General features: G+C 69.2%; 14 protein-coding genes. 7 read left to right on the forward strand and 7 right to left on the reverse strand.

Going from position 1 to position 16,387, the window contains the following annotated elements; translation table 11 throughout:
- The first annotated feature begins 13 nt into the window (after positions 1-13).
- The 5 genes from GRX31_RS26830 (at position 14) to GRX31_RS26850 (ending at position 5,377) form a co-directional block, all read left to right on the forward strand.
- Positions 14-1,246: a SpoIIE family protein phosphatase gene (locus GRX31_RS26830; RefSeq protein ID WP_016448189.1), complete on the forward strand. Its 1,233-nt coding sequence runs from the start codon at positions 14-16 to the stop codon at positions 1,244-1,246.
- A 9-nt stretch (positions 1,247-1,255) separates the two neighbouring features.
- A complete protein-coding gene (locus tag GRX31_RS26835; protein WP_016448190.1) occupies positions 1,256-1,828 on the forward strand; it encodes a SiaB family protein kinase in 573 nt (190 codons plus the stop codon).
- An 84-nt stretch (positions 1,829-1,912) separates the two neighbouring features.
- Positions 1,913-2,314 carry a DUF1987 domain-containing protein gene (locus GRX31_RS26840; RefSeq protein WP_016448191.1) on the forward strand — a complete coding sequence of 134 codons (402 nt, stop codon included), beginning with the start codon at positions 1,913-1,915 and terminating at the stop codon, positions 2,312-2,314.
- Positions 2,314-3,072, forward strand: a complete 759-nt coding sequence (locus GRX31_RS26845; protein WP_016448192.1) for a GGDEF domain-containing protein — start codon at positions 2,314-2,316, stop codon at positions 3,070-3,072. Before GRX31_RS26840 ends, GRX31_RS26845 begins: the two co-directional genes overlap by 1 nt.
- Before the next feature lie 28 nt (positions 3,073-3,100).
- Positions 3,101-5,377 carry a putative bifunctional diguanylate cyclase/phosphodiesterase gene (locus tag GRX31_RS26850; RefSeq protein ID WP_160855671.1) on the forward strand — a complete coding sequence of 759 codons (2,277 nt, stop codon included), beginning with the start codon at positions 3,101-3,103 and terminating at the stop codon, positions 5,375-5,377.
- Positions 5,378-5,409: 32 nt separating this feature from the next.
- Here GRX31_RS26850 and GRX31_RS26855 read toward each other — a convergent pair whose 3' ends face one another.
- Both GRX31_RS26855 and GRX31_RS26860 read right to left on the reverse strand, forming a co-directional pair.
- Entirely contained in the window at positions 5,410-6,582 is a 1,173-nt protein-coding gene (locus GRX31_RS26855; RefSeq protein ID WP_160855673.1) for an MFS transporter, read from the reverse strand.
- Positions 6,579-7,820 carry a serine hydrolase domain-containing protein gene (locus tag GRX31_RS26860; protein WP_160855675.1) on the reverse strand — a complete coding sequence of 414 codons (1,242 nt, stop codon included), beginning with the start codon at positions 7,818-7,820 and terminating at the stop codon, positions 6,579-6,581. Before GRX31_RS26860 ends, GRX31_RS26855 begins: the two co-directional genes overlap by 4 nt.
- Before the next feature lie 116 nt (positions 7,821-7,936).
- Here GRX31_RS26860 and GRX31_RS26865 point away from each other — a divergent pair, with 116 nt between their 5' ends.
- Entirely contained in the window at positions 7,937-8,908 is a 972-nt protein-coding gene (locus GRX31_RS26865; protein WP_160855677.1) for a LysR family transcriptional regulator, read from the forward strand.
- A 317-nt stretch (positions 8,909-9,225) separates the two neighbouring features.
- Entirely contained in the window at positions 9,226-12,195 is a 2,970-nt protein-coding gene (locus GRX31_RS26870; protein WP_160855679.1) for a diguanylate cyclase, read from the forward strand.
- Positions 12,196-12,262: 67 nt separating this feature from the next.
- On the opposite strand, the gene GRX31_RS26875 is transcribed toward GRX31_RS26870, so the two are convergent.
- From GRX31_RS26875 to GRX31_RS26895, 5 genes are all read right to left on the reverse strand, one after another.
- A complete protein-coding gene (locus GRX31_RS26875) occupies positions 12,263-12,940 on the reverse strand; it encodes a DUF1028 domain-containing protein (RefSeq protein ID WP_160855681.1) in 678 nt (225 codons plus the stop codon).
- A gap of 53 nt (positions 12,941-12,993) precedes the next feature.
- Positions 12,994-13,428: a RidA family protein gene (locus GRX31_RS26880; protein ID WP_012204875.1), complete on the reverse strand. Its 435-nt coding sequence runs from the start codon at positions 13,426-13,428 to the stop codon at positions 12,994-12,996.
- A gap of 55 nt (positions 13,429-13,483) precedes the next feature.
- Positions 13,484-14,767, reverse strand: coding sequence for a flavin-containing monooxygenase (locus GRX31_RS26885; protein WP_160855683.1), 1,284 nt, complete (start codon positions 14,765-14,767; stop codon positions 13,484-13,486).
- A gap of 114 nt (positions 14,768-14,881) precedes the next feature.
- Positions 14,882-15,580 carry an ABC transporter ATP-binding protein gene (locus GRX31_RS26890; protein WP_016448200.1) on the reverse strand — a complete coding sequence of 233 codons (699 nt, stop codon included), beginning with the start codon at positions 15,578-15,580 and terminating at the stop codon, positions 14,882-14,884.
- A partial coding sequence (locus tag GRX31_RS26895; RefSeq protein WP_202396730.1) for an ABC transporter ATP-binding protein occupies positions 15,573-16,387 on the reverse strand: 815 nt, incomplete at its 5' end. The genes GRX31_RS26890 and GRX31_RS26895, both read right to left, overlap by 8 nt.

A 16,387-nucleotide genomic window follows, 5' to 3' on the forward strand; every position in this document is an offset into this window, starting at 1 on the left:
CGATGTGCATTCCATGGATGAGTCCCGCGCCTACCTGAGCGATTCCCGGCCCCGTTTCCGCCCACCCAGCGCCGCGGACCTGTGCACCCCCGTCCCCTGCATGACCGCCGACGAGACCAACGAGAAGGTGCTCGAGGTCTTCACGCGCCACCGCGATCTGGCCAGCCTGCCCGTGGTGGAGGGCGACCGCCCCATCGGCCTGATCAACCGCAGCATCTTCCTGTCGCAGTTCAGCAAGCCGTTTCGCATGGAGCTGTACGGCAAGAAGAGCTGCATCGCCTTCATGGACAAGGAGCCGCTGGTGGTCGATGCCTCCACCGACATCGACACCCTGACCGTGAAGACCGTGGAGTACGGCGAAAAGGCGCTGACCGACGGCTTCATCATCACGCGCGGCGGCCTGTTCGCGGGCGTGGGCCACGGCCTGCAGCTGATGCGTGCGGTGGCGGACATGCAGGTGGCGCGCAACCGCCAGATCATGCACAGCATCGAATACGCCAGCGTGATCCAGCAGTCGCTGCTGCGCAGCTCGCGCGAGGCCCTGGCACGCGCCTGCCCCGGCGCCGACCTGGTCTGGGAGCCGCGCGACGTGGTCGGCGGCGACTTCTACCAGTTCAGCCAGGACGGCGATGGCTGGTTTGCCACCGTGGCCGATTGCACGGGCCACGGCGTGCCCGGCGCCTTCATGACGCTGATCGCCACCAGCAGCCTGGGCCAGGCCATCAAGGAACACGGCCCGCGCGACCCGGCCGCGCTGCTGGGCCATGTGAACCGCAGCGTCAAGCAGATGCTGGGCCAGCTCGACGGCAAGGACGGCACGCCGGGCTCGGACGACGGGCTGGACGCGGCCTGCTTCTGGTTCGAGCCCGCGCACCGTCGCCTGCGCTTTGCAGGCGCGCGCCTGTCGCTGTTCCTGCTGCGCCCCGGCGCCGAGGCGGTGGAGGTGGTGGACGGCCAGCGCAAGGGCGTGGGCTATGTGGACAGCGAATTCGACTTCGCCTGGAACAACATCGACCTGGAGCTGCCCGCAGGCACCCTGGTCTTCACCACCACCGACGGCCTGATCGACCAGGTCGGCGGCCCGCGCGGCATCACCTTCGGCAAGAAGCGCCTGCGCGAGCTGCTGCTGGAGCAGGCCGGCCGCACGCCCGCCGAGATCAACCGCGCCCTGCTGGACGCCCTGCAGGCCTGGCAAGGCGAGCACCACCGCCGTGACGACCTGACCTTCTTCTGCTTCAGAACCTGAATGCCTCCCATGCCCCAAGCACAGATCGCCGACAAGTACGGCAGCTTCTTCCACCTGGCGCGCCAGCACCAGGTGATCTTCTACTACGTGGGCTACTTCTCGCAGAACATCGTCGCGGCCATGGCCGAGGCCGTGCGGCTGCAGCTGGAAGTGGCCGGCGTGCCCGGCCCCACGCGGCGCAAGCTGTTCTCGTCCTTCGTGGAGATGGCGCAGAACATCATCCATTACTCGGCCGATGCCCTGACCCCGCCCCACCAAGACGATGGCGAGCTGCGCCACGGCGCGGTCTGCATCCGCCGCGAGGACGACGGCAGCTTCGTGCTGCTGTGCGCCAACCCCATCGAGCCCGGCATGGGCGAGGCGCTGCGCGCCAAGCTCGACGCCCTGCGCAGCATGACCCTGGACGAGATCAAGAAGGCCTGCCGCCAGTCGCTGCGCGACGACGCGCCCGAAGGCAGCAAGGGCGCGGGCATGGGTTTCCTGACCCTGGCCCGCGATGCGCGCGAGCCGCTGCAGTTCGACTTCGATCCCGCCCAGACCGTGGACGGTCGTCCCGTCTTCTACCTGAAAGCCACGCTCTGAGCCGCACCGGCCAGCCAGGAACGCTCCGGCACCGGACCTGGACAGGCCGGGCGCGCAGGCACGGACAACGCACCGAGATCACGCATGGACAACCTCTACATCGCTCCGACCCCCAGCTCCCCGGAAGTGGACTTCCGGTTCGACACGCACACGCTGCACCTGCGTGGCGAGTCCTATCCGGAGAACGCCGCCGCCTTCTATGGCGGCATCCTCACCCGCCTGCAGGACTACCTGGCCCTGGCGCAGCCCGCGCAGCAGCAGGCACCGATCCAGGTGCACATCGCGCTGGCCTACTTCAACAGCTCCAGCACCAAGATGCTGTTCAACCTCATCGAGGCGCTGAGCGAGGCCGCCGAGGCCGGCCGCACCGTGGCCCTGCACTGGTACTACGACGAGGAAGACGACACCATCTGCGAATTCGGCGAGGAGCTGCGCGACGACTTTGCCGCCATTGCCTTCACCGGCCATCCCGTGAAGGCCGCGTGATGGACACCGTGGCAGCACCCGCCGCCTGCGCCGCTCCTGCAGATCTTTTCGATGCCGAGCACCGGGCCCTGCTGGCGGCCCGCGCGGCCCACGAGCTGGGCGAGGAGGCCGGCGCCCGGGCCTGCCACCAGGCCCTGGGCGCGCTGCTGGCCGCCTATGACCGCCTGCTGCGCGAAACGCGCCGGCTGGTGCGCCGCAGCGACCGCGCCGAGCTGGAGATGACCCAGCTCAACCAGCGCCTGCAGGAGCTGGCCGGCGAGCTGGAGTACCGCGCCACGCACGACCCGCTGACCGGCGTGCTCAACCGCGCGGCCATCATCGAGCGCGTGAACCGCCACTTCACCCAGCAGGGCCTGGCCCTGATCGTGCTGGACATAGACCACTTCAAGCGCGTGAACGACAGCTTCGGCCACCCCGTGGGCGACAGCGTGATCCTGGGCGTGGTGCGCTGTCTCAAGGCCGCCGTGCCGGACACGGCCCACATCGGCCGCGTGGGCGGCGAGGAATTCACCGTGCTGCTGCCCCAGCACGACAGCGACGGCGCCGTGCGCGTGGCCGAGCAGGTGCGCGCCGCCATCGAGGCCCATCCCTTCGGCCTGCCTGACGCCAGCTGCATCACGGCCAGCTTCGGCGTGAGCTGGCGCCCGAGCGGCGGCCGCTTCGACGAGGCCTACAGCCTGGCCGACGAGGCGCTGTACGCCGCCAAGCGCAGCGGGCGCAACCAGGTCGTGCGCGCGGCAGACCATGCCACGGCCTGAGCGGCGCGGACACAGACAGGGCTGAGGCATGAGTTTCGTGATGCGCGCACGGGCGCCCAGGGCGCCCGCCCCTGCTTCCGCCCTCCTGCAGCCGGCTTTGCAGCCGCCCCCGCCATCGCCCGTGCCCGGGCCTGAATGGCGGGTGCTGATCGTGGACAGCGACCCCGATGTGCACGCCGCCTTCCGCCTGGCGCTGGAAGGCCACAGCCTGTTCGGCCGGCCGCTGGTGTTCCTCTACGCCCGCTCCGGCACGCAGGCGCGCAATCTGCTGCGCAGCGAGCAGGACCTGGCCGTGGTGGTGCTCGACGCCGTGACCGACGGCACGGGCGCCGGGCTGGATCTGGTGGATTTCATCCGCTACACGGCCGGCCTGCGCAACAGCCGCATCGTGCTGCGCACCGGCCGCCCGGGCCAGGCGCCCGATCTGGAAACCCTGCTGCGCTACGACATCAACGACTGCCGCACCAAGACCGAACTCACGCCCGACCGGCTGCTGGCCATCGTGGTGACCGCCGTGCGCTCCTACGAGCAGCTGTGCGCCATCGAGGCCAACCGCCGCAGCCTGGAGCTGATGGTGCGCTCCAGCGCCTCGCTGCTGGAGGAAACCAATCTGCACGCCTTCGCACGCGGCGTGATCACCCAGCTGGCCACCTTGCTGGGCGTGGCCAGCGAAGGCCTGGTCTGCTCGGAGGGCACGCACCCGGCCGAGCCCTACCGCGTGCTCGCGGCCACGGGGCCATTCGCCCGGCTCATCGACCAGCCCATCGCCACCGTGCTGGCCTCGCGCGGGCTGCGCCTGCTGCGCCAGGCGCTGCAGACCCGCCGCAACATCTACGGCGTGCAACGCGGCGTGGCCCTGTACATAGGCCGGGGAGACGAGCAGGACATGGCCGTCTTCATCGACGCGCCGGCCTCGCACAGCGCACTGGACCGCCAGCTGCTCGAAGTCTTCTGCGCCAACCTGCGCACGCTGCTGCACAACCGCGGCCTGCTGGAGCGCCTGCACCAGTCCGCCTACTTCGACCCCCTGGTCTGCCTGCCCAACCGCGCCCACTTCGTGGAAAAAGTGGATGAATGCGTGTGGCGCGGCACGCAGGACCATGTGCTGGCCCTGGTGGACATCGACGACTTCAGCGCCACCAACGACGTGATGGGCCACCGCTTCGGCGACCGCCTGCTCGAAGCCATGGCCCGCCGCCTAGCCGGCGCCCTGCCCGCCGGCGTGCTGCTGGCGCGCGTGGGCTCGGACACCTTCGGCATCCTGGGCCCCACAAGGGAAGTGGCCCTGGGCCAGCTGCTGGACTGCGCGCGCCAGCCCCTGGCCGTGGACGGCGTGCCGCACAAGGTCTCGCTGACCTGCGGCTACGTGCACCTGCCCCGTGAACGCCAGGCCGGCACCGACCTGGTCAAGGACGCCACCATCGCCCTCAAGCGCGCCAAGCGCGACCACCGGGGCCAGCTGCTGGAGTACTCCGAGCACATGGGCATGGAGGCGCGCGACCGCGCCCTGCTGCTGTCCGACCTGCGCGCGGCCATCGACGGCGCCCAGCTCTTCCTGGTCTACCAGCCCCAGGTGGACCTGGAAACCCATGCCCTGGTCGGCCTGGAGGCCCTGCTGCGCTGGCCACGGCAGGACGGCAGCTTCGTGCCGCCCGACCGCTTCATTCCGGTGGCCGAACATTCGGGCCTCATCGTGCCGCTGGGCCAATGGGTGCTGGCCACGGCCTGCCGCACCATGCGCGAACTGCTGGACGCCGGCCGCGCGCCCCGGCGCATGGCCGTCAACGTCTCCACCGTGCAGCTGCAGGACCCGGGCTTCCTGCAGACGGTGCGCCATGCCCTGGCCGAGCACGGCCTGCAGGGCGCGCAGCTGGAGCTGGAGATCACCGAATCCGTCGCGGTCCTGCCCACCCAGCTGCTGCAGGCCACGCTCAGCGCCCTGCGCACGCTGGGCGTGACCATTGCCATCGACGACTTCGGCACCGGCTACTCCTCGCTGAGCTACCTGGAGCGCCTGCCGCTGGACCGCATCAAGATCGACCGCAGCTTCGTGCGCCAGCTTGGCGAATCACAGGAAGCGCGCATCGCCGAAATGATCGCCCAGCTGGGCCGCAAGCTCGGCCTGCAGGTACTGGCCGAAGGCATAGAGGACGCCAGCGCCTGGCAGGCCCTGCGCACCATGGGCTGCCAGGAGGGACAGGGCTATCACGTTGCCCGGCCCATGGACAAGGGCCAGTTGCTGGGCTGGCTGGGCCAGCGCAATGAAGCGCTTCAGCGGCAGCCTGGCACCTCTGAGTTCCCCTGAGGCGGGCAGGCCGCGTCCTGCTCCCTCCCTACCTACCTGCAAACCGCAGGAAACCCATGCCGCCTGGCCGCCCACACCACGGCCAGCGATGCGCCCAGCAGCGCCAGCAGCACGGGCGTGAAGGCGCCCACGCCCATGCGCGCCAGCAGCAGGCCGCCCACGATGCCGCCGCCGGCAATCGCCAGGTTCCAGGCCGTGACCAGCATGGACTGCGCCACGTCGGCGGCCTCGCCCGCCGTGTGGGCAATGGCGGTCTGCAGCAGCGTGGCGGCGCCGCCAAAGGCCAGGCCCCAGACGGCCACCGCCGCATACACCAGGGCCGGCGCATCTGCGGCCACGCCCAGCATCAGCGTGGACAGTGCAAACAGAGCAATGCTGGCCAGCGTGAGCGCGCGCAGGTGGCGGTCGATCAGCACGCCGGTGATCCAGATGCCCAGCACGGAGGTGGCGCCGAACACCAGCAGCACCAGGTCCGTGCGCGCGGCCATGCCCGCCTCCGCCAGGAAGGGCGCGATATAGGTGTAGAGAATGTTGTGCGCCAGCACGAAGGCCAGCACCACGAACAGCACGGGGCGCACGCCCGCCAGGGTGAACACGCGCCGCAGCGGCAGGTGGCGGCCTGCCGCCTGCCCCGCGAAGTCGGGCAGGCGGGCGCGCACCCAGACCATGAGCACCAGCGCCAGCACGCTCATGAGTCCGAAGCACAGCCGCCAGCCCACCAGTTGGCCCAGCACGGTGCCGGCCGGCACGCCCAGCGACAGCGCCAGCGGCGTGCCCACCATGGCAATGGCGATGGCGCGGCCCTTGAGATGGCCGGGCACCATGCGTGCCGCGTAGCCGGCCAGCAGCGCCCAAAGCAGCCCGGCCGAGACCCCCGCCAGAAAGCGCGCCACCAGGGTCAGCGCAAAGTGCGTGGACAAGGCCGTGACCGTGTTGGCGACGACAAAACCCGCGATCGCCGCCAGCAGCAGGGGGCGGCGGCGCATGCCCTGCGTGGCGGCCGTCAGCGGTATGGCGGCCACCAGGGAGCCTATGGCGTAGAGGGTGACGGTCTGGCCCACCCAGGCCTCGGTCACGGCCAGGCCCTGGGCCATCTGCGGCAGCAGGCCCGCCGGCAGCGCCTCCGTCAATATGGTGATGAAGGCTGCCATGGCCAGCGCCAGCAGGGAGGCAACGGGCAGACGGTCCTGGCTTGTTCCGTTCATTGCGGCTCTCCCGAAGCCCCGTGGACCTCACAAACCCCGTAGACCGCGTCGCGCAAATCGTTGACGAAGCGCCCCGACATGCCCTCGTACAAGGTGTTGGTGAAGGCCACGACACTGAGTTCCTGTGCCCGGTCCACGAACCAGGAATGCCCGTAGGCCCCGCCCCAGCGCCAGGTGCCCGCCGACTCGGGCGACGCGGCCAGCGCCGGATCGCGCAGCACGGAAAAGCCCAGTCCGAAGCCGAACCCGGGCGCATCGGGCAGCTCCAGCCCGCCCGTCTGGTCGCGCGCCATCTCGGCGACCAGCGCGTCGGGCAGGAGCGTTCCGCCGCCCTGGCGCAGGGCCTCCAGCAGGCGCAGGAAGTCGCCGGCCGTGCCGGCCATGCCCGCACCTCCCGAGGCAAAGGCCCGCGCATTGAAGATGCGGGCCGGGCTGAACGGGATGCCGATGGCACCCTCGAAGGGCGACACGGTCTCGCCCTCGGCCAGCGGATGGGGCTGCGGCACATCGCTGACATAGGCCGTGGCCACGCGCCGTGCGGCCAGCGCATCTGTCACGGCAAAGCCGGTATCGGCCATGCCCAGCGGCCCGGCCACAAGGTCGCGCACGGCCTGCTCCAGCGGCCTGCCGTGCACCTGTTCAATGAGGGCGCCCAGCACATCGGTGGCCAGCGAGTAGCCCCAGGCCGTGCCAGGCTCGTACCGCAGGGGCACGCTGGCGATGCGGCGCAGGTTCTCCGCCAGGCTGATGCCCGAGCCATCCATGCCGTCCGATACACCGGCCAGCGCATAAGGGCCCTGTGCGTCGGCCTCGAAGAAGCGGTAGCCCAGCCCCGCCGTGTGGCTGAGAAGCTGCCGCGCGGTGATGCGCGCCGGCCGGCCATCGGCCAGCCGGGGCCGGAACTGCGGCAGCCAGCGGTCCACGCCCTCATCCAGACCGAGCCGGCCCTGCGCCACAAGCACCAGGGCCGCCGCCGAAACAATGGGCTTGCTCGCCGAGGCCAGGCGGAACACCGCATCCACGGCCATGGGCAGCCCGCGCTCGCGGTCGGCCCAGCCTGCGGCCTGGCGGTGGACCAGCGCGCCGCCACGCGCCACCAGCACCACGGCGCCGACCAGGCGCTGCGCCTCAAGCGCCTGCCGGACCACGGCCTGGATGCGGTCGGACAGGGGCGAGTTCAACGGGGCTGCAGGCAGCGCAGCAGGTGCTGAAGGCGCTGCAGAAAGGGCAATCGTCATGGGAATTCCCGGGATCAATGAACAGGGTCCTGACGATAGAAAGCCCTCGATTAAAGAAAAAGTGGGGTAGATTTCCGGGTTATGCGGAGCTTTCTGTCCGCAATGAAGGAGTGGCCTTGGACAGCCTCAACGGTTTCCTGGTGTTCGTGCAGGTCGCCGAGACCCGCAGCTTCGTGGCGGCAGGCCGGCTGATGGGAGTCTCGGCATCGGCCATCGGCAAGAGCGTGGCGCGGCTGGAGGACCGGCTGGGCGTGCGCCTGTTCCACCGCAGCACGCGCAGCATCACGCTGACGGCCGAGGGCACGCTGTTCCTGGAGCGCAGCCGGCGCATCCTGGCCGAGATCGAGGCCGCACAGCTGGAGCTGTCGCAGGCCAGCGCCGCGCCGCGTGGCCGGCTGCGGGTCAGCCTGCCCCTGGTCAGCTCGCTGGTGCTGCCGGTGCTGGGAGAGTTCATGCGCGCCTATCCCGAGATCGAGCTGGACCTGGACTTCACCGACCAGCTGGTCGATGTGATCGAGGACGGCTTCGACGCCGTGGTGCGCACGGGCGCGCCCGCCGACTCACGCCTGTCCGCGCGCCGGCTGGGTGCCTTCGGCTACCTGCTGGTGGCCTCGCCCGGCTACCTGGCGCAGCGCGGCACGCCCCGGGTGCCCGAGGATCTGCTGCAGCACAGCTGCCTGCACTACCGCTACCCCCACAGCGGCAAGCTGGAGCCCTGGGTGCTGCGGCGCGCAGCGGGCGCGCCCGAGCTGCAGCTGCCCACCTCTATGATCTGCAACAACATCGAAACCCGGCTGTGCTTTGCGCTGCAGGGCCTGGGCATCGCCTACCTGCCGGAGTTCTCCATCCGCGAGCCGCTGGCCGACGGCCGGCTGCAGCCCGTGCTGGCGGACTGCATGGAGCACACCAACGTCTTCCACGTGCTGTGGCCCGCCAGCAGGCACCCCTCGCCCAAGCTGCGGGCACTGGTGGACTTCCTGTGCGCGCGGGTGTTTCCACAGGCGCAGCCCGGGCAGGTCCAGGACGCTGCCAGGACCGGGGCGCCCAAGACACCCAAGACACCCCAGACATCCGGGACGCGCAGATAGGCTGCGCGCCGGCTGCTGCCCTGACTTGCTGGCTATCGCGCGGGCCCCCATCTGAGTTAGCATGCTTATAGAGCGACGTATTCACAGAGTCATATCGGTTGCTCTGGCCCACCGGCAGGCAGGACCTGCGTCTCGAGCGCTGTGGCGTGCGGGGCGCTGTATCGGTGGGCCATTGCGGTTGACAGCTGGCGTTGCAGATCTTTTTTCTTGTCTCGCTGCGTTGCATGTCTTCTCGTTCCACCGCTATCCATCGTCCCGCCCTTTCCTCGCGCTCGCACGCAAGAACATCGTTGGCCGTCATTGCAGGCGTCTGCTTGATGGCGCTCGCAGCGGGGCTGTACTGGGCCGCGTTGCTGGCCAGCCACCAGTACATGCAGCGCTACACACAGGATCAGGCATGGCTGCGCGTCTCGCAGATGTCCCAGGCGGTTTCCGCGCAGGCCGGGACCATGCTGTCGGGCCTGAACTATTCCCTGCGGGACCTGGCCCAGGACTACGAGTCGGGTGACTCCGAGGCGTTCGGGCGGGCCGTCGCCAGCGTCCAGGAGGCCTATCCGCCCGGCACCATCGTCCAGGTGGCCGTGGCCGATGCGAAGGGCCAGGTGGTGTATTCGAGCCTGGCAGCCTCGGAGCCGCCTGCGCAGGGCGTGTCCATTTTCGACCGCGAACATTTCCAGGCGCATCTGAAGGGCCTGACGCAGGGAACCTTCATTGGCCGTCCGGTACAGGGACGGGTCTCCGGGCAATGGGGTATCCAGCTGAGCCGCGCCCTGCACCACCGTGGCGCGTTTGCGGGCGTGCTGGTGGTGTCGCTGTCGCCGCAGTACCTGTCGCGGCAGTTGCAGGCCATCTTCGACAGCCCGCGCGACGTGATCTTGCTGCTGCGCGAGGACGGCACCTATCTTGCACGCTCGCAGAACCAGGATCGGGTGCTCGGTCGCCAGTTGCCCGCGAAGCGGGTGGCGCTGTTTGCCCCCGATGTCACGCATGGCACCTACGAGGTGCTGGCGAGCACCGACGGAATACAGCGCATGTATGCCTGGAGCCGCGTCAGCGGCTTTCCGATACTGGTGAGCACGGGGCTGGACCACGAGGCCGTGTTCGGCCCGCTCAACGAGACCATACGGCAGAGCCTGTGGCGCAACGGCATAGGCACGCTGCTGATTTTTCTGGGCGGGATGCTGACGGCCTGGCTGGCGTTCCAGCGCTGGCGGGAGGAGGACCAGCGGGTCCAGTCCGAAGAGCGCTTTCATCTCCTGTCGCAGGAAGTGCCGGGCGGCCTGTTCCAGTACAGCTGGGACCCTGCCGGCCACTACGCTCTGTCGTTTGCCAACCCCGGCTTTTATGCCATGCACTGCATCGATCCGGATACGGCAGACACTGCCTTGCAGGACCTGGCACAGCGGGTTCATCCGGAAGATATCTCGGCGCTCAGGCGGTCCATCGACGAAGCGATGCGCAGCCAGGGGGACTGGGCCTGCAAGTACCGCGTACAGTCCGCCGATGGCTCCGTGCGCTGGCTGCAGGGCCATGCACGCCCGCAACGCACTGAAGACGCAACCGTGCTCTGGCATGGCTACATCCTCGATGTCACCCAGGACGAAAGCCTGCGCAAGGCGCTTCACGAGAGCGAGGAGCGGCTGCGGCTGACCATCGGTGCCGTGCGTGACGGACTTTGGCAGTGGGACCGCGAACACGACCAGGTGCTGTGGGATGCCCGCTGCTACCAGATGCTGGGCATGCCGGACCAGGCACTCGGTTCGTTCACCGTGGCCGGCTTCATGCATCTGCTGCACCCACTGGACCAGCCTCGCGTCCAGGAACGGCTCAGGCGCCACCTCGAACACGGCGACCCATTCCGTGTCGAGATGCGCATAAGGCAGGCCGATGGCTCCTGGCGATGGATCGAATCGCGCGGGGAAGTGACCCTGCGCGATGCCGACAACAAGGCACTGCGCATGCTGGGAATGCACACCGATATCCAGGAACGGGTGGAGCAGACCCATATGGTGAGCGCCCTGCTGGAGCGCGGAAGCGCCCTGGTGCTTGTCGCCAGCCATCGCCGCAGCATCGTCTACGCCAATGCCCGGGCAGCCGAGTGCTTCGGCCTTGCCGCGGGCGCGCTCGAGCCGCAGTGCTCATTCCAGCAGCTGCATCCGTCCAGCGACAGTTTCGACAGCTTCGCATCGCTGTACGAGCGCCTGAGCCTGAAGGGCACGGTGCGTACCGAGTGGGCACTGAAGGTCAAGGGTGGCCACATGCGCTGGTTCGACATGCAGGGCGCACTGCTGGACCCCGAAGATCCCCAGGGCAATGTGATCTGGACACTGTTCGACGTAGATGCCCGCCATCAGGCGGAAAGCGCATTGCACCAGGTACAGCAGCGGCTGGAGGCCATCATCGAGAAATTTCCGTCGGGCATCCTGGTGACCGACGATGCGGGGCAGTGCATCAGGGCAAGCAACGCAATGCTGGTGGACCTGTTCGAGCTGCCGCTGTCCGCCACGGACCTTGTGGGGAAAAGCCTGCAGACCTTGCTGTCCTATTTGCCCCCGGCCATGGCAACGGCCTTGCAGCCTGCACCGCAACCGGGGGCAGGCGCCCTGTCGCAACGAACGATCTTTGCCCTGTCCAACGGCCGCCATATAGAAACGGAGCTGCTGCCGCTTCGCAGGCAGGAGCGACTGCTTGGCTACTGCTGGGTATTCCACGACGTGACCGACTACAAGAGGCGCGAAACGCAGCTCGAAGCCCTGGCATTGACCGATGCGCTCACGGGTGCCAGCAACCGGCGGGCCTTCATCACGCGCATGGAGTCGGAGCTGGAGCACCTGCGCCTGGGACTGAGCCATCCGTCGGCACTGATCATGCTGGATATCGACCATTTCAAGCGCGTCAACGACAGCTTCGGCCATGGCGTGGGCGACGAGGTGCTCAGGCATCTGGTGATCGCGGTGTCCAAGCAGCTGCGCCAGGGCGACATGCTGGGCCGCCTGGGCGGCGAGGAATTCGCCGTCTTGCTGACGGACGTGGACGCCCCGACCGCACTGCGGCGCGCGGAGAACCTGCGTGAGGCCGTGGCGGCGCTGGCCGTGTCCGTACAGGGCCAGGACAGCCCGATCCGCTTCACCGTGAGCCTGGGCGTATGCCTCATGGACGAGGGCGAGGCATCGGTCGAGCGCTGCCTGGAGCGGGCCGACGCCGCCATGTATTTCTCCAAGCGCAATGGCCGCAACCGCACCACATGCTGGACGCCCGATACCCCCGTGATTTCAGACGCCAAGTGAACGCGATGCCAGTGCCGCGACACGCCCGCACGCCCGGGCAAGGCGATGTGTCAGCTACCCGGCCGCCTCACTCATCGCCGGGCACTCCGTAGCTGGGCGCGGCCGTGGGATCGATGGCGCGCGTCTGGTAGTCCTGCATCTGCGGCGCGTAGGCGGCCCAGAGGCTTTGCAGCGCGCCGATGGGATCGTGCTCGGACCAGTCGACGCGCAGGTCCGCCATGGGCCAGCTGTGCTCTCCCGCCACCTTGAGCGCGGCCGAATGCACGGGCCCGGCCTCGCCGCCCGCGGCCATGGCGGCCTGCATGGCGGCCAGCAGGCGCTCGGCCAGCGGCAGCGCCGCGCTGCGCTCGAAGGCCGGCACCATGGCCTCGATGGTGCGTTCGCTGGCCAGCAGGTTGCCGGCCGCCACGCACTGCCGCCCCACGGCGCTGGTGAAGATGCCCAGGGCCTGGCTGCCGCTGAAGACGCCGGCGCGGCCCTGCGCGTCCACCACGGTGACTTGGCGGTACTGGGGCCAGCTGCCGTCGTCCAGCGCCTGGCGCAGCGCGGCCTGGGGGTCGGCGCCCTGCTCCAGCAGGTCCAGCACGCGCGGGCCCAGGGCGGGCAGCGTGATGTTCTGCGTGGACACCACGCCCACGCCCGCGCGCACCCAGGGGCAGCGCGCGCCCACCGCAATGCTGGACGAGCTGATGGCCACGCCCAGCTGCCCGGTGCGCTCGCAGCGCCCCACAATCGAAAAAGTCATGGTTTCTTCCTCCTGCCGATGCAGCTGTACCAGGTGCTTGCTTTGGTTGACGCTCAGGCGCTGGCCGGCGGCTGCCAGTCATCGGGGATGACCGCGATCACGTCGATCTCCATCAGCCACTGCGGCTGCCCCAGGGCCGAGATGCACAGCCCCGTGGAGATGGGAAACACGCCCTTGAGCCACTTGCCCACTTCCCGGTAGACAGGCTCGCGGTAGCGCGGGTCGATGATGTAGGTGGTGGTCTTGACGATGTGCGACAGGTCGCTGCCCGCTTCCTCCAGCAGCTGCTTGACGTTCTTCATCGCCTGCTCGGCCTGCTTTTGCGGATCGCCCAGGCCGACCAGGTTGCCCTCGAAATCGGTGCCGATCTGGCCGCGCACATAGACGGTGTTGCCGGCGCGCACGGCCTGGCACAGGTCGTTGTCCAGCGACTGGTTGGGATAGGTGTCCTTGGTGTTGAACATGCGGATGCGGGTATGGGTGGGCATGGTCTGGCTCCTCTGCAGGGGGTGGATGGGAAGGTGTCTCAGAGCGCGCTACCTGCTACCTGCTGCGGGCAGCGGCGTCGTAGTCGCTGTAGCGGCGCTGCTTGGCGATGTGGTCGGCCACGAACTTGGCGTCATGCCACACGCCCCAGATGAAGGACGAGCCACGGCGCGACAGCCAGGGCAGGCCCAGGAAGTAGATGCCGGGCTCATGGCCCACGCCGCGGTGGTGGCGTGGCTTGCCGCCGGGCTCGAAGCTGTCCACCTGCAGCCAGCTGAAGTCCACCCTGTAGCCCGTGGCCCAGATGATGGAGGTGATACCTGCGGCGGCCAGGTCGAGTTCGCGCAGCGGATGGCGCACGCACTCGGGATCGGGCAGGCGCCTGCGCGCCTCGGGCTCCTCGGGCAGGTCCAGGCCGTTGCGGCGGATGTAGTCGTCGGCCGCATCCAGCATGGCCAGGTAGTTGGCGTCGCCGTTGGCGATGTTCTCGGCCAGGTCGTCCCGGAAGCGCACACTGCCATCGGCGAAGGACTCGGTCAGCCCCACCAGGGTGATGCCCTGGTGGCCCAGCGCGCGAAAGTCCACGGTGTGGCCGCCGCGCGCGCCGCTGACGGCAATGGTCACATGCTCGCGGCCGGGCTTGGCAATGGCCGCATCCCATTCGCCCAGCACGCCCAGCCACCAGCAGAAATCACGGCCGCGGTAGGCACGCGGCGGCCGGTCATGGGCGCCTACCGAGAGAAACACCTTGCGGCCCGCGCGCTGCAGTTCATCGGCAATCTGCACGCCCGAGGAGCCTGCGCCCACCACCAGCACGGCGCCTTCGGGCAGCTGCGCGGGGCGGTGGTAGTGCGCGGAATGGATCTGCAGCAGGCGGCCATCGGCGGGCGCAGCCGGCGCAGCCGGCGCTATCGGCGGGATCACCGGCACCTGGAACGGCCCCGTGGCCGCGATCACGTTGCGGGCCTCGATCACGCCCTCGGACGTTTCCACCGTGAAGCCCGGCCGGCCCTGGTTGCGCGTGACCCGCCTGACCTCCACACCGGTGCGCACGGGCGCCTTGATCTGGCGGACATAGTCCTCGAAGTAGTCGGCCACCTCGTCCTTGCCGGGAAAGCCGTCGCGGTCGCCCTTGAACTCCAGGCCCGGAAAGCGGTCATGCCAGGCCGGCCCGTTGGCCACCAGCGAGTCCCAGCGCCCCGTGCGCCAGGCCTGGGCGATGCGCTGGCGCTCCAGCACCAGGTGCTCTACGCCAAGCTGGCTCAGGTGTTCGCTGGCCGCGATGCCGGCCTGCCCGGCGCCGACCACGAGCGTGTTGATGGTTTGGATTTCAGCTGTCATGGTGTGGGTCTCTCAGGAAAAAAAGGCGCAGGCCGTCCCGCATCGGCGCGGTGCCGCTGCCTGGGTGTGGTCCGCAACAAAAAAGGGAAGGAGGTGAAGGCCGCCCGTGCGGCGCTACAGGTACAGGTGCTTCACCACGTCGTTGGCCAGCAGCTCGCTGGCCGTGCCCGAGGCCACCAGCTGGCCCTTGAGCAGCAGATAGCCGGTGTGGGCGATGGACAGCGCCGCCTCGGCGTTCTGCTCGATGAGCAGCACGGTGATGCCTTGGCTGTGGATGCGCTGCACCGTCTCGAAGTACTCCTCGATGAGCTTGGGCGACAGCCCCAGCGTGGGCTCGTCCATCACCACCAGGCGCGGCTCGCCCATGAGTACGCGGCCCAGCGCCACCATGGCCTGCTCGCCGCCGGACAGGGTTCCCGCCGCCTGCGACAGGCGCTCGCCCACCCGGGGGAACAGGGCCACCACGCGCTCCAGCGCCTGGGCAAAGCCCTGCTGCGGGCGCAGCGCGTCGTGGCCGATCTTCAGGTTCTCCTGCACGGTCAGCTCGGCAAACAGGCGCCGCCCTTCGGGCACGAAGCCCACGCCCAGGCCGGCCAGGTCCTCGGTGCGCATGCGCGCCAGCGGCTGGCCCATGACACGGATGGCGCCGTGGTGCACGGGCAGCAGGCCCGCGATCGCCTTGAAGGTGGTGGTCTTGCCCGCGCCGTTGGGGCCCAGCAGGCAGACGATGCTGTGCTCGGGCACCTGCAGCGAGACCTGGTTGAGCATGTTCACCACGCCATAGCGCGTGCTGATGGAGTCCAGTTCAAGCATGGCTGGCCTTTCTGCCCAGATAGGCTTCCTGCACGCGCGGCAGCCGGCGCACCGCCTCGAAGCTGTCGTCGCCGATCTTGCGTCCGTAGTCCAGCACCATCACGCGGTGCGGCAAGGTGGCGATGAGCCGCATGTCGTGCTCGATGATGATGAAGCCCAGCGCCGGATTGCCTTCGCGCAGGCGCTGGATGTCGGCGATCAGCGCATCGGTGTCGCGATCGTCCATGCCGCTGGAGGGCTCGTCCAGCAGCACGATGCGGGGCTCGGCGGCCAGGGCGCGCGCAATCTCCAGGCGGCGGCGGTCGGCCTGCGGCAGGCTGCTGGCCAGCACGTTGCGGCGCTGGTGCAGGTCGCTGGACACGCTTTGCAGCAGCGCGCAGGCGCGCTCGGCGCAGCGCTTCATCTCGGCGCGCGAGACGGCCGGGCGCAGCAGCGCGGTGAGCACGCCGCAGCGGGTGCGCGCGTGCATGCCGATGATCACGTTGTCCAGCACGCTCAGCGAGCCGAACAGCCGGCTGGTCTGGAAGGTGCGCGCAATGCCGGCGCCCGCGATGTCGTGCGCGGCCATGCCCTTGAGCGAGCGGCCTTGCAGCAGCACCTCGCCCTCGGTGGGCTGGTAGATGCCGGTCAGCAGGTTCAGCAAGGTGGACTTGCCCGCGCCGTTGGGCCCGATGATGCCCAGCACCTCGCCCGCCGCCAGGTGGATGTCCACGCCCTGCACCGCCGTCAGGCCGCCGAAGCGCATGGTCAGGCCACGCCCCTCAAGGACCAGCGGGCCTGCGGGCGCGGCATGGTGGGTGGGATGGG

Source organism: Delftia sp. CH05 (assembly GCF_009827015.1).
In the GTDB taxonomy this organism is placed as follows: domain Bacteria; phylum Pseudomonadota; class Gammaproteobacteria; order Burkholderiales; family Burkholderiaceae_C; genus Comamonas; species Comamonas tsuruhatensis.